Source organism: Candidatus Protochlamydia sp. R18 (genome assembly GCF_000648255.1).
GTDB lineage: Bacteria > Chlamydiota > Chlamydiia > Chlamydiales > Parachlamydiaceae > Protochlamydia > Protochlamydia amoebophila.
The window spans coordinates 1-13553 of sequence record NZ_BASL01000287.1 but is presented as its reverse complement, the minus strand read 5'-3'; the positions used below and the strand labels follow the sequence as shown (position 1 = coordinate 13553).

The window sequence follows — 13553 nt, the reverse complement described above, 5'->3', positions numbered from 1 at the left end:
ATTAATCTATCAAATTAGATCAGTTTATTGAAATAGCCTTACCTATTTAGCACTACCGTATGATCACGTTATTTGTTTGAAATCCTTTATGATAAGTGTAGATAAGCTCTAAACTAGCTCGTCCTGTTAATTGCATAGTGGCATTATCCGTGAAACCTTGTTGATACTTGAACACATGGGGAATACTTTTATTGGTTTAAACGATTATGATAAAAACTTTTTAACATCTAATCTGTTTTATTTTGCTCTCTTTAGATTTAGAAATAAAAAATTTTTATACAGTAAGACCTTATTTGGGAAACAACTTTTTGAAGAAAAATATTTTCCCTTTGAGCCATAAAAAAACTGGCTTTGCGATTTGAGTGGATTTTTTTTGAGTAAAGTTATTTACTTAATAGTCAAAGATTAGATGAACAAGTGATTGTTCACTTGCTTTAATTTTTGGACAATGAGATTGCGATCAAACTTTTTTCTTATCTTCTCAAATTAACATTATCATTGGAGTGAAAGATGAATCAAAATTTCACAGATCATGTTGCAGAAGCTATTCAAGCCGCTTTTGCAGAAGCACAACGTTTAAATCACACAGAAGTTACTGAAAATCACCTACTATGGGCTTTTCTCAAAGATAAAGAAGGATATTTTTACTCGCTTTTAAATGGGTTGGGGACAAATCCGCAAAAATTATTTCAAGAGACAGAAGACAATATTCACCATTTACCAACTTACTCGGGTGGAGGACAAGCTCCCAATCCTTCCAGAAGCCTACAAAGTCGCATTGTCGATGCTCAAAATATCGCTCAAAGCTGGAAAGATACTTATACGAGCAGCGATCATTTTTTAATCTCCTATTGGAAAAATGGTGGAGATCCTTTTGCTTCTTGGAAAAAGAAAACTACTATCTCTTTAGAAAAGCTGGAAGAACAAATAAAAAAAATTCGAGGTGATCGTCATATGGACTCTCCTAGCTCCGAATCAAATTTACAAGCTCTAGAAAAATATTGCAAAAATCTCACAGATCTGGCTCGTCAAGGTAAGCTCGACCCTGTGATTGGAAGAGATGAAGAAATTAGACGAACCATGCAAGTTTTGTGTAGACGAACCAAAAATAATCCTATGCTTATTGGAGATCCGGGAGTTGGTAAAACAGCGATTGCTGAAGGATTAGCTCAACGCATTGTCCAGCAAGACATTCCCGATTCTTTAAAGAATAAACAGCTACTTGCGCTAGATATGGGAAGTTTAATTGCCGGTACAAAGTACCGAGGAGAATTTGAAGAAAGGCTGAAAGGTATTTTACAAGACATTGAGAAAAGCGAAGGGCAAATCATCCTTTTTATTGATGAAGTGCATACTTTAATTGGAGCTGGCGCGACAGATGGAGCGATGGATGCCGCCAATTTATTGAAACCCGCACTTGCGAGAGGTGTTTTACATTGCATCGGAGCGACTACTCTTAATGAATATCAAAAATACATTGAAAAGGATGCTGCCCTTGAAAGACGCTTTCAACTTGTCTTAGTTAATGAACCAACCATAGAAGACTCGATTGCAATTTTGAGAGGTTTAAGAGAAAGATATGAAATTTACCACGGGGTGCATATCACAGAGTCTGCGATCCACGCTGCCGTGTTATTGTCGTCTCGCTACATTACAGATCGTCGTCTGCCCGACAAAGCCATCGATTTGATCGACGAATCAGCTAGCTTAATTCGCATGCAACTTGGAAGCCGTCCTCTTCCCATCGACAATAAAGAACGAGAGCTGGCGGGCCTAATTGTGGAACAAGAAGCGATGAAACGAGAAAGCACTCCCCTAGCTAAAAATGAAGTAGAAAAATTAGAAGGGCGCATTGCTCAAATCAAGGAAGAACTGAAAATTTTACGTGAGCAATGGGATCAAGAGAAAAAAATTATCGAATCTTTAAAAGAGAAAAAAGACAAACTTGAGAAATTGCGTTTTGAAGAAGAAGCTGCAGAACGCAAAGCCGACTATAACCGTGTAGCAGAGCTGCGCTATAATTTGATCCCTCAATTACAAAAAGAGATAGAAGAAGCACAGACCCAGCTTAATAACAAACCTAATAGACTTTTGCAGGAAGAAGTAGACGAACCCCTCATTGCTCAAATCGTTTCTAAATGGACAGGTATCCCCGTTCATAAAATGTTAGAGGGTGAAGCTGAGCGTCTCTTACATCTTGAAAACGAACTTGAAAAAAGAGTTGTTGGTCAAGAGATAGCGGTCTCAGCTGTGAGTGAAGCGATTCGTCGTTCAAGATCTGGACTAAGTGATCCTAATCGACCAATGGGTGTTTTTCTTTTCCTGGGTCCAACAGGCGTTGGCAAAACAGAGCTTGCTAAAGCATTAGCTTTTCAATTGTTTAACCAAGATGAAGCATTGATCCGGCTAGACATGTCCGAATACATGGAAAAACATACCGTTTCTAAATTGATTGGCTCCCCTCCCGGGTATATTGGGTATGAGGAAGGAGGGCAATTAACAGAGGCGCTGCGAAGAAGACCTTATGCCGTTGTCCTATTTGATGAGATTGAAAAAGCTCACCCTGATGTATTTAATATTTTACTTCAGGTCTTCGATGATGGACGGTTAACAGATAGTAAAGGACGTGTAGTCAATTGTAAAAATGCCCTCTTCATCATGACATCAAATATTGGATCTGACCTCTTATTAGAAAAGATGGAGCAAAACAAACAAGGCCTTGCTAAAGACGAAATTATGTTGGTCTTAGATCCTGTAATCAAAAAACATTTCCGCCCAGAATTTATTAACCGCTTAGACGATATCCTTCCTTTTGTTCCTTTACGTGAACATGATATGGAAAAAATTGTCGTCATTCAACTGAAATTACTTGCTAAGCGTTTAAAAGATCGAGATGTCGAATTAACGTGGACATCTCAAGCATTGGCACACTTAGCCAAAGAAGGATATGACCCTCATTTTGGAGCACGCCCATTAAAAAGGTATATTCAGCAAGAAGTGATTAATCAGTTATCGACTGCAATCTTAGAAGGTAAAATTCCTCCTCATAGCCATATCAAACTTGAATTGGAAGGAAACACAATTCGATTTAAATCGTTTGCTGGAGGAAAAAATTAAATATTTCCCTATTGTCTACAAGCCTCGATTAAGAAGAAGTTTGTAGACAATCTTTTTTTATTCTAAAATCATGATTTCGTCTCTAAAGTAAGCGATTAATCGTTCTACATCTGCTTGTCTAAATGGACGGATTTCTTCCATACTATCTTTTCCTTCGATTTCATAAATCTTCCTTTCTTCTACCAAATAATCTTCAAATTCATCTGCTTTTGGAGTGTCTATGCTGCTTAAACTCCCCTCACGGATTTTCTTTTCTCTAAAGACCTTTATCTCTTCTTCAAAAATTTTTTCGAATGAACTTTCTTTTGTATAATCTAAAATCAGCTTAACATCAGCAATTTCAACTCCTTCTTCTGTGGATTGTGTACTGGCATATTCTTGCAGATGCCTAGAACGCGCTTCAAAACAAAGATTATCCTCATCAAAAGCTTCATTAAAAAATTTTTCTAAAGTCCCTTGTGATTCATGGTAAGCAAACTGCTCTTCTAAGATTTTCAAAGTCCCTTCTATGCTCTCTATCAAAGTTTGAGCAGAGTTCAGTCCGGTATGGATAGATAAACCACTGATTTCTTGCACAAATTGACGGGGATTATCATCCTCGATTAAGCGACGCTTAATTTCATCCAAGTTATCTTTTACTTTTGCACACCCTTGTAACATCAGTGAAATATATTCGTATTTGCTCATCCCTTCGGCCTTTAAATCAATTTTTTTTCCCACTAAATTCCATAAAGCAGAAGGAGCCCAGTTGTTTCTTAGGGCTTTGCTAACTAAATTGCGAATAATGTTCATAGAAAAAAACAAGAACGTTTCATTTAATTTTAAATCAGGCCTTGTTTCATCGCTTTTTGCTCCCAATTTTTCCTTATAGGAATCGATTGAAATGAGCATTTTTTTATAATTAATGGGAGGTTTAGCGGCAGCCTCACTAAGAGGAATATCAACAATTGCTGTGTTGATAAAAGTGTTAAATTGTGTGGGATTTAAAGCCATTTCTTTTGGTAATAAAGGAGCATTTTCCATATCAGTGACAAGAATTTCACTTAAAGTTGTTTGAAAATTGATAATATTTTGCCGCATTTTATGCGTGTCAATAGACTGCGACACTTCTCCTATTTTTTTTTCTTTACTCTCTTCTTTTCCCAACTGTTCAACGTCTTTTTCTGCGGTTTGTGATTTTTGAGATGTGTTAGGATTTACTGAATTAGGAGAAAGCTCAGGCGAACGAGTAAAAATTGGCCTATGATTATAATCTCCTGTTAACATAATCCCCCTTAACAAATTAATTACAAAACTAAATATAATTAATATTAAGTAATAATTACTTATTATATTTAAAAATCAATTAATATGATATTAAATATTTTATTAATTAATAATTTTTAAATTTAAATTAATAGAGTTTTCATATATTTTGTTGTAGCGAATCAACGTTTTTTAACCTGAGGTTGCAAATAGAATGCCAAACAGGCTAAAAAGATCTGGCAAACCAAATGAGTCAGCAAGTTTGGAGAGGAAGTTGGTTTAAATGTAAAAGGGAAAGGAAAGCCCAAAAATTAATTTTTTAAGATAATATTAATTTAATTTAAAAAAACGTTTAAGGATATTCTTTAAGAAATCACTACTTGAATGCTCGCCAGAAAGAGAGAAATAAACAGCCATTAATCCAATTCCTATCGCTGGATTAAACACGCCAATGACACAGCCTAATCCAGCTATGACAACATTGACATACAATTTCCATAGCGTCGCTACGCTTTGGTTCAATTCTTGATTTTGTAAAAGAAAAACCAATGCGCCTAAAGTAGCCAAACTGGCAATTACTAATAGCCCTAAACCAAATACAAGGCAAAAAACAACACCTAAAAAGCAAAGGAATCGTAATGGAAAAGGGCGTTGCGATGGTAAAGATTCTGTATCGTTGGTAGGATTACCTTCAGAATCATAATGAGTTTGACTTTGCCCACCTTTTCTATCATCAATAAGGATAAATTCTGGCTTTTTATAAACAATGTTTTCTTTTGAATCGTTTTGATTGAATTCTTGAGAAGTTTTATCTGCATCGTTCATTTAGGCCTACCTTCATAGACTTTAATCTTCAAAATCTGAAGTTTTTATTCGAAGTTCAGTTTAATTTTCGTTGAGGTTTTAAGATGCCAGTAAATAGGTGGAATTTCAAGGGGAAAAACAAATATAAAAAAACCAAATGCATTTATCAAAGAGTTAAATTCAATTATTTTTTAAATTTAATTTTATTTATTCCGTTTAACGCAGCTACTCTATACCCTTCAGCATAAGTCGGATAGTTAAAAACGTGATCAATAAAATAATCGATATGGGCTCGAAAACTGATTCCCATCTGACCAATGTGAATCACCTCAGTGGCATTTCGGCCAATGACATGAACCCCTAAAATTTCTAAGGTTTCGGCATGAAAAAGAATTTTAAAAAGTCCTGTATTGCTACCAGCGATATGGCTACGGGCAATTTCATAATAATGAGCTCTTCCCACTTCATAATGAAATCCCCACGCTTTTAATTCTTCTTCTGTATAACCGCAGCTCGAAATCTCAGGAATAGTATAAATTCCCACAGGATAAAAAGTCGGAAAATGATGAGTTTGAACGCCACAAGCGTGGCGAGCAGCCAAACGTCCTTGTTCCATACTTGTCGAGGCTAAACATGGGCCTCCAATGACATCTCCCACCGCATAAATATGGGGAATTACCGTTTGGAATAAGGCATTCACAGGAATATAGCCTTTCGCATCAACGATAATTCCTGTATTTTCGACGTGTAAAGCTTCAATGTTGGCAAGTCGCCCCAATGCATAAAGTAAAACATCTGCTTCTAGAGAAGAACCATCTTTGAATTTGACATAGGCGTGGTCTTCTACTCTTGAAATTTCTACAGGTTCTTTTTTTCCTAAGAATTTTAATCCGATATCTGTCAAAGCTGTTTGTAAATGAATGCCGATTTCTGCGTCTAACAAAGGAAGCATATGATCTTTTCGATCGATTACTGTGACTTCTGTTCCAAGAGCTGCAAAAAAGCTTGCATACTCTGATCCAATAATCCCTCCTCCCAAGACAATCATGCTTTTAGGAACTCGGCCGATACCAAGCAAGGTAGTAGAATCTAAAATTACTTGTTGATCAAATGGAACATCAGGAGGATTGCGAGGATTAGAGCCTGTTGCGATAATAAAACTTGTTGCTTTGATTTGATATTTAAGCCGAAAATCATTATCGACAACAATTAAAGTGTGTTGATTTTCAAATCTTGCTGATCCTTGAATAACACGAATGCTATTTTTTTTAAATTGCCTCGTGATAATGTTCCGTTCTTCATTAATGACGGTATGAAGGCGAACATTGAGTTCATCAATTGTGACATTCGGAAGAATATAGTCTTTTCCTGCAAAATGACGATCATGGAAACGGGTTAAATCAACAACAGCTTCTCTAAAAGTTTTAGAGGGAATAGTTCCCGAGTATAAACAAGCACCACCTAATTCAGGCTCTTTTTCAATTACAATGACATTTTTTCCTAACTTAGCGGCTTGAATCGCAGCTTTTTGTCCTGCAGGCCCTGATCCAATAATAACGACATCTGTTTTAATTTCTTCCATAATCCCTTATAAGCAATTAATCTCTAAAAAACTTTGATATAACGCGTTCAAATGAAAAAATCCATCAAATAATTAATATAACTATCGATGCTGAAAAACCTCTCTTCAGCATCGATAGAAGAGAACAAAAAAATAAATTTACCTTTAAGATGTAATCAAGCCAGGAAGAAATAGGCCGGCCTCGACATTGAAAGTTTTGGCACAATTTATCGCTTCGCCTAGCGTAATCAAATGCCCCCTGTCGTGATAAACTCGTCTTATAATAAGTTTTTTCTTTAACAGAGAGAGCCTCTTTTCTATTTAAAACTTCCGCTATTTCCCCATTGTGCAAAAAAGAACATCGACTCCTCTTTTGTAACCATTCAGCCCCGTCACATTTTTGTGCTGCGCTACGTTTGACGCGTGGAAATGAATGCAATTTCATCGATTTGGCATGATTTTGAGGAGAAAATATCAAGGGATACGGAGTGTAAGAGTCTAATGGAAATAAATCTGACATCCTATCTCCTAAATTCAACGAATTTTGGAACAAATTTATTAAAATGACACAATTGAAAATAACAAAAGTTTGAGTAATTGATTTAGAACTTTTAGGGATCAAAATTCTTAGCACAAATGATTTTTCAGCCTAGAATCAACCTAAATTTTAGAGGTGTATAAAACATACACATATACAAAAAAATTTTATTGGCAAAGAAAAATTTAAAGAAGGGTTGACGATAAAAATTCTATGCTTGCAAGACATAGAGTTTTAACACTAAAGCTAAAAATGTCTTTCCAACCTTGTAAAATTTTTTGATTATACAAATTATACTAAGACTTTTTCATGGGCTTAGGTTTGCTCGTCAGACAAAGGAAAACTTTAATAGTTCTAAAGAGGGCGGAAAAACGGCAGCCTCTAAATTTTATATTTTAAAACTGAAAATTTAAAGGCAAAAAGCTATTTTTAATTCTACTTAAGTAGCTTAAAATAAAAAAGGACATTTTCTAATTAAAAAAGTGTCCTGTAATATGCCCAGAATAGGACTCGAACCTACACACCTTACGGCACCAGAACCTAAATCTGGCGTGTCTACCAATTTCACCATCTGGGCAGATGAATGATAAAGACTATAAAAAACAATACTTTTTGTCAATACTATCGTTACTTCTCCTTACCGCAATATTGCTAGAGGAAAATTTATTTGCTGTCTTTTCTCCCTGATTTCACGAGGAAAACTGTCAATACAACAATTCAAATTAGTAATATTTTCAGCAAAAGTATAAAATATACATTTTTTATTTACCTAAGATAAGTGTATGCCCATGCTCCCTGCTGCAATAGGAATAGTTTTAGATCAAACTGAAAAAAAGATTTTATTGGTTAAAAGAAAAGATGTGCCAGTTTGGGTGCTTCCAGGTGGCGGAATTGAAATAGGAGAAAAGCCTTTTGATGCTGTCTTGAGAGAAATTTGGGAAGAAACCAATCTGAAGGTCAAAGTTATGAGGCAGGTTGCTGAATATACACCAATTAATCGTTTAGCAACCTTGACTTTTGTTTTTCTTTGCAAATTGAGAGAAGGAACCCCTCAGCTAACAAATGAAACGAGTGATATTGCCTTTTTCTCCATTGATGCACTTCCTTCTAGCTTATTTAATCCTCATCGAGACTGGATAAACGAGGGTTTAAAAACAAAATCTTTAGTTAAAAAACCTCTTACTCAAATTACGTATTGGGCAACCTTTAAGTATTTTTTTCAACACCCGCTTTTTTTACTTAAATATGCTTGGACTAGATGGGTTAAAAATAGACATGAACGAAACTAAAGTGACTCAACGCGAGTTTTATCATTTGACAAACCTCTTCCAAAAGAAATAAACTTTGTTCATTAACTATCATTCTTGAAGGCATTGATGCGATCTTTCTTTTATAAAGAAATTTTTATCCGTTCTTGGTGGGTCATCACTTTTTTGCTTTTGTGCGCAATTTTGTACGAAAGTGGCTTGAAAAAGAAAAACCATGATTTCTTACTTCTAAATAAACAACTAATCATTTTGCAAAACGAAAAACAGAAAGCTCTTCAAAAACAACAAGATTTAAAATGGCAAATTAATAGTCAGAGCGACCTAGCTTGGATAGAGCTTACTCTAATGAAGGGATTAGGTCTTGTTCCTGAAGGAAAGAAAAAAGTTTTTTTTTATCCTCCCGATAATCAAACACACTAAGTTCTTGTTTCAATGCCTCAACATGTCTTAAGTAAAAGATTTGGATTTAAATTTCGTGATAGTTTTAACAAGAACTTGAATCGTTTGTTTAATATCCTCCTCTGTTGTCATACGGCCCACAGAAAAGCGAATCGCAGATCCCGCACGTTTATTAGAAAAACCCATATTCAACAGGACACGGGAGGGTTCAAGAGCTCCTGATGAGCAGGCAGATCCATGACTCACAGAAATCCCTTGCATGTCTAACTGCATCAAGAGTGTTTCTCCATCGATACCAACAAATGATAAGTTAGAAGTGTTGGCGATACGGGGAGCATCGCCATTAATGATCACCTGATCTAATTGATCGATCAATCCCTTTTCTAATTGATCTCGTCTTGAGCGTAATTGATTAGTAATCTCTTCTTGACTTTCCGATAAAATAGAAATGCCTTCTGCTAAAGCAACAATACCTGCTAAATTCTCTGTTCCTGATCGACGATTTTGCTCTTGACCCCCTCCTATTATCTGAGGCATTAATTTTAACCCTTGTCGAACAAAACAAAAACCAATTCCTTTAGGGACATGCACTTTGTGACCACTAAAAAACATGGCTGATACCCCTTTAGGAATATTAAACATTTCTTTTCCAAGTAAGGCAACCCCATCCACAATAAAAGGAATTTGAGCCTCTTGAGCAATCGCAGCACAAGCTTCTATATCTGTTTTTACGCCTGTTTCGTTATTAGCAGCCATTAAAGTAATGAGTCGCGTTTGAGATCCAATAGCTTCTTTTAGTTTTTGTGGATCTACAGCGCCCCATGAACCTGTTTCAAGAAACGTGACAGAATGTCCTTGTTTTTCCATTTTTTTCAAAACTTCATCAACGCAGGCATGTTCGACATTTGATGAAATGATCTGCCCCAAAGAAAAATGTTGAAGAACCCCCTTAATAAGAAGATTAGCTCCTTCTGTTCCACCTGAAGTGAAAATAATTTCTTGTGGTTTGACTTTTAGAAAGCGAGCAATTATTCGACGACTTTCTTCTAATTTTTTGCGACAGAACTGCCCGTGATAATGAACGCTTGAAGGATTTCCCTCTTCTTCTTGAAGTTCTTGGATCAGAACTTTCAAAACGCGAGGGTCAATCGCGGTGCTAGAATTGCAATCAAGATAGACTCGCCGATTCATATTTTCCCTGAACTTTAATAACAACAACTGTGATGTTATCGTGTCCTCCTCTCGATTTCGCCACTTTTACCAATTTTTTGGTAACTTCATCATCAGGAGTATCTGATAAAATTTGTTGAATGTCTTGAATGCTTAACAAATCACTCAATCCATCTGTACACATCAAAATAACATCACCTACTTCAATGGAATCTATTTTGAGGGAAGGTTCAACATAAGGTCCTGTACCAATTGCCTTAGTAATAATATTTTTATAAGCAAATTCGCACGCTTGATGTTCGCTTAACTGACCTAATTCAATGAGTTCTCGAAGCAGAGAATGATCTTGAGTAATTTGCTTTAAATTGTTATCTCTCAATCGATAAATTCGACTATCTCCTACGTGTCCAAAAATCACCCCTTCCGAATGTAGGCAAACACAGCACAATGTTGTCCCCATTCCACGAAGTATTTCTTGTTCGCGACCCATTTTATAAATGTTGTAGTTGACTTCCTGAATGGATTCTTTAATCATTTCGAAAGAAGATTTGATATCTTTTGAGCAATGACTGAATTTTTCTTTAAACTTTGCGCAAAGTTGGCTGACAGCTTCCTTTGAAGCAACTTCGCCGGCACGGTGTCCGCCCATTCCATCTGCTAAAACAAAAAAATGATCTTCTAGAATTTGTCCCCAAGAATCTTCATTATTTTGCCTAACAAGACCAACATCCGAGATGCCATAAACTAAGGTTTTATAGAACATTCCTTGAAGAGCCATAATAAAAGGTAAAACCTAAAATGGAGTCGTAAAATCATTAACATCTCTATTAACAAAAAATACCGTTGAGATACTTTTAAGACTGATTCGAAATTAGTCAAATTTCTTCTCATTTCAAAAAAGTCAATGAGCTTTACAACTTTTTATTATCATTGGACGCAATCGTTGACTTACCTATACCAACCGTAAATCTATCTCATCATAATAAATAAAACTTTTTAAGGATAGTGATACCTTTTTTAAAAAAATTATGGCTGCAAAACACGCCCTATGCTCAAAATAGAATGCGTCGATCGTTCGATAATCAAAAAAAAGAAAGGATGATCAATCAGTAATTCTTGCATTGAAGAATCTTCTGGTTCTTCCATATTTACCCCCCAAGCTTTGGAATCACTTCCTTCTTCAGCAACATGAATTAACGTTTTGTGAATGGCGTGATTAAGTTGCAATTTTTCTCTAGTGATTCCCGTTAAATCAGCTTGTGGAGTAAATAACTCTTTGGCTCCCATCGCTTGTAAAACAGAGTTTAATTGCAATTTTTGCTCTATTCTAAAACGAGGCAAACTAAGCTTGATACTCTGAGGAGTCAAATTTTTAGTCCAATTTTTCCAGTTTTCTAAGTTTAATTCTTCAAGAATTGTTTGCCATCCCATCTTCTCTTTAGGAAGTAAAATAACAAGAGAAAAATCAGGAGTAGTACCTTCTTGCGTTAAATAAGGAATTTCAATCACCGTTAATTTTTCCGTTATCAAAATTGGATACTGACCCAGCGTATGCATCATATCTACTTGTCTGACTTGACTGGAGTTAATATAAAAAGGTTTATGTGTCGTTTGTCCTACCGGAAACATTTTTCTCCAGGTCCCTTTTAAATAAAAACTTGTCGTCAAAATGAATTGATTATTTTCTGAAAATGCTTGAGGGCTGACGATATTATGAATGCGATTATCTGTCTGTTTTAGAGTCCAATCATTAATCTCTTTTAAACTATTAACAGAGTTTTCTTTAAAATTAATTTTTTGAAGTTCTGAAAAAAAAATTTTTTTATAGGCATATTGATAAGCAGGGATGACTGATACATCTTTTTGTAACCAAACTGAATTTGCTAAAAAAACTTGAGATCCATTTTTTTCTTTAGGGATGGTAACAAAAAATTGATCTAAGCTACCAATGAGAGGATTGAAATTCATAGAATAATTTAAAATCTGCCGAATTTGATTTAATGTTGTTCCTTTTGCCCCAAGAGCTAATCGAGATAAGCCAGACGCAATACTATAGGAAGAGCAAACAATATTTCCTTTATATTGCTTGTTTAAATGTTGTAATAACGCAAAAGCAAAACGATTATTGCCATCGACGACAATATTAAAATGTTGGTCTTCCGTGGAAACTTTTGCATTTGTTAAAGTCTCTTGTTCTTGAGAAAAAAGATGACTCATCATAGAAATCAACAAAAATACACTCGCTCGCATATATTTCATTTGTTTACCTTTTATTTCGACATTAAAATAAAAATGACGCTCATCATATTAAAAAATCCGTGAAGTCCAATAGATGCCCATAACGAACGTTGTTTTTCGTAGATGAATCCCAAAAAACTAGAAAGAATAAACAGAGAAAATAACAATTCAATATTTGTAATTCCTTGTTTAGTAGAAAAATGAAACAGGGCGAAAATCAAAGAGGTTATTCCAATTGCTAAAGAAGTATGTTTGAATTGACTTTTCAACCAATTTTGTAAAAGCCCCCTAAACAGAAATTCCTCTGTAATAGGCACAAGGACAATAATTTCCAGAGCTGTTACTGAAACTAAAAGAGGACTTGAAAGAATGCGTTTAAAATTTTCTACAACAATTTGTTCTGTAGCCGGTTGTTTAAAAATCACTAACATCAAAATTGCAAGCAGTTGGCTTAACACCATCACAAAAGGATAACTAATTAGCCAAGCCTGTATTCCAATACTCAATTGCTTGTACCAAACAAGGGGAGTTTGTTTAAAAATCTGCAATCTTACATTAAGATTCAAGTCAAAATAAACCATTAAGACAGCTAAAAAACCTCCGAATATAATCAGAACATTAACCCATCCCTTCGCTATACTAGATAAATGTTGTAAGCTAATATCAAAAAAAATTTGACTTATCACCTCAAACAAAGCTGGAAATACAATCAATTCTGCTAAAATAAAGGCCATGAAACCTTTTAAAACACTTTTCCCGCTAATCACAGGAACACAAGTAAAGGGAAAAGGGCGAAAAAACCCTTTATGCCATGCAAAATACCCTGTGATAATAGCTAAAATTAATCCAAAAGCTAATGTATTCACGTGTTGTTGAATATGTTCTTGAAGTTCTACATCACCTAACATCTGTCAATCTCGTTTGTAGTTATGGGTTCATTGCATTTAATTATAATGTGGGTTGACCTTTATCAAAAAACTCTTTTATATAAATTATTCTGTGAATGTTGACTAGTTTTACATGGATTTTAATAATCATTAAAACTAATTCCACATTAGTAGCTCCTAACCATTCCTCTCTTCATCTATCTCACGAAAAAGAATGCGAGCAATCTTTGAAAGAATTTGGTTAATTAATCTTGAACAATTTATTTCTCTTAGAACCTGTTTAAAATCTTTTAATCGTGTATAATTGCCTTCAAAAAAAATTTGTA

The 13553-nt window shown here is 35.1% G+C and carries 11 protein-coding genes and 1 tRNA gene; 3 read left to right on the top strand and 9 right to left on the bottom strand.

All coding sequences use genetic code 11. The features are described 5' to 3' along the window. Window positions 1-510: 510 nt before the first annotated feature. Window positions 511-3117 (top strand): ATP-dependent chaperone ClpB, encoded by a 2607-nt coding sequence (gene clpB, locus TY19_RS00250; protein ID WP_042278502.1) that lies wholly within the window; start codon window positions 511-513, stop codon window positions 3115-3117. A gap of 57 nt (window positions 3118-3174) precedes the next feature. Here clpB and TY19_RS00245 read toward each other — a convergent pair whose 3' ends face one another. The 5 genes from TY19_RS00245 to TY19_RS00225 form a co-directional block, all read right to left on the bottom strand. Next, complete coding sequence (locus TY19_RS00245; RefSeq protein ID WP_042278501.1) at window positions 3175-4383, bottom strand: hypothetical protein; 1209 nt, start codon at window positions 4381-4383, stop codon at window positions 3175-3177. Window positions 4384-4692: 309 nt separating this feature from the next. Then, a complete protein-coding gene (locus tag TY19_RS00240; RefSeq protein ID WP_042278499.1) occupies window positions 4693-5187 on the bottom strand; it encodes a hypothetical protein in 495 nt (164 codons plus the stop codon). Window positions 5188-5350: 163 nt separating this feature from the next. Next, a complete protein-coding gene (sthA, locus tag TY19_RS00235) occupies window positions 5351-6748 on the bottom strand; it encodes a Si-specific NAD(P)(+) transhydrogenase (protein ID WP_042278496.1) in 1398 nt (465 codons plus the stop codon). Between the two features lie 64 nt (window positions 6749-6812). Next, window positions 6813-7247, bottom strand: a complete 435-nt coding sequence (locus tag TY19_RS00230; protein ID WP_042278494.1) for a hypothetical protein — start codon at window positions 7245-7247, stop codon at window positions 6813-6815. Window positions 7248-7760: 513 nt separating this feature from the next. Further along, window positions 7761-7842, bottom strand: a tRNA-Leu gene (locus TY19_RS00225). Between the two features lie 205 nt (window positions 7843-8047). Here TY19_RS00225 and TY19_RS00220 point away from each other — a divergent pair. Both TY19_RS00220 and TY19_RS00215 read left to right on the top strand, forming a co-directional pair. After that, window positions 8048-8554 carry an NUDIX hydrolase gene (locus tag TY19_RS00220; protein WP_052354692.1) on the top strand — a complete coding sequence of 169 codons (507 nt, stop codon included), beginning with the start codon at window positions 8048-8050 and terminating at the stop codon, window positions 8552-8554. Between the two features lie 87 nt (window positions 8555-8641). Next, window positions 8642-8953, top strand: a complete 312-nt coding sequence (locus TY19_RS00215) for a hypothetical protein (RefSeq protein WP_042278492.1) — start codon at window positions 8642-8644, stop codon at window positions 8951-8953. A gap of 27 nt (window positions 8954-8980) precedes the next feature. Here the strand turns inward: TY19_RS00215 and TY19_RS00210 are convergent, their stop codons facing one another. The 4 genes from TY19_RS00210 to TY19_RS00195 form a co-directional block, all read right to left on the bottom strand. Then, window positions 8981-10123 (bottom strand): cysteine desulfurase family protein, encoded by a 1143-nt coding sequence (locus TY19_RS00210; RefSeq protein WP_042278490.1) that lies wholly within the window; start codon window positions 10121-10123, stop codon window positions 8981-8983. Beyond that, window positions 10101-10865 carry a Stp1/IreP family PP2C-type Ser/Thr phosphatase gene (locus tag TY19_RS00205; protein WP_042278503.1) on the bottom strand — a complete coding sequence of 255 codons (765 nt, stop codon included), beginning with the start codon at window positions 10863-10865 and terminating at the stop codon, window positions 10101-10103. The genes TY19_RS00210 and TY19_RS00205 overlap by 23 nt, the downstream gene beginning before the upstream one ends. A gap of 263 nt (window positions 10866-11128) precedes the next feature. Beyond that, window positions 11129-12361 (bottom strand): serpin family protein, encoded by a 1233-nt coding sequence (locus TY19_RS00200; protein WP_042278487.1) that lies wholly within the window; start codon window positions 12359-12361, stop codon window positions 11129-11131. A gap of 11 nt (window positions 12362-12372) precedes the next feature. Further along, window positions 12373-13248 (bottom strand): CPBP family intramembrane glutamic endopeptidase, encoded by an 876-nt coding sequence (locus TY19_RS00195; RefSeq protein ID WP_011175268.1) that lies wholly within the window; start codon window positions 13246-13248, stop codon window positions 12373-12375. Window positions 13249-13553 lie beyond the last annotated feature (305 nt).

Excerpts from the sequence above, each read along its gene's own strand:
- sthA (WP_042278496.1), bottom strand. The coding sequence starts at position 6,748 with ATGGAAGAAATTAAAACAGATGTCGTTATTATTGGATCAGGGCCTGCA.
- TY19_RS00240 (WP_042278499.1), bottom strand. The coding sequence starts at position 5,187 with ATGAACGATGCAGATAAAACTTCTCAAGAATTCAATCAAAACGATTCA.
- TY19_RS00215 (WP_042278492.1), top strand. The coding sequence starts at position 8,642 with ATGCGATCTTTCTTTTATAAAGAAATTTTTATCCGTTCTTGGTGGGTC.
- clpB (WP_042278502.1), top strand. The coding sequence starts at position 511 with ATGAATCAAAATTTCACAGATCATGTTGCAGAAGCTATTCAAGCCGCT.
- TY19_RS00200 (WP_042278487.1), bottom strand. The coding sequence starts at position 12,361 with ATGAAATATATGCGAGCGAGTGTATTTTTGTTGATTTCTATGATGAGT.
- TY19_RS00220 (WP_052354692.1), top strand. The coding sequence starts at position 8,048 with ATGCCCATGCTCCCTGCTGCAATAGGAATAGTTTTAGATCAAACTGAA.
- TY19_RS00210 (WP_042278490.1), bottom strand. The coding sequence starts at position 10,123 with ATGAATCGGCGAGTCTATCTTGATTGCAATTCTAGCACCGCGATTGAC.
- TY19_RS00195 (WP_011175268.1), bottom strand. The coding sequence starts at position 13,248 with ATGTTAGGTGATGTAGAACTTCAAGAACATATTCAACAACACGTGAAT.
- TY19_RS00205 (WP_042278503.1), bottom strand. The coding sequence starts at position 10,865 with ATGTTCTATAAAACCTTAGTTTATGGCATCTCGGATGTTGGTCTTGTT.
- TY19_RS00230 (WP_042278494.1), bottom strand. The coding sequence starts at position 7,247 with ATGTCAGATTTATTTCCATTAGACTCTTACACTCCGTATCCCTTGATA.
- TY19_RS00245 (WP_042278501.1), bottom strand. The coding sequence starts at position 4,383 with ATGTTAACAGGAGATTATAATCATAGGCCAATTTTTACTCGTTCGCCT.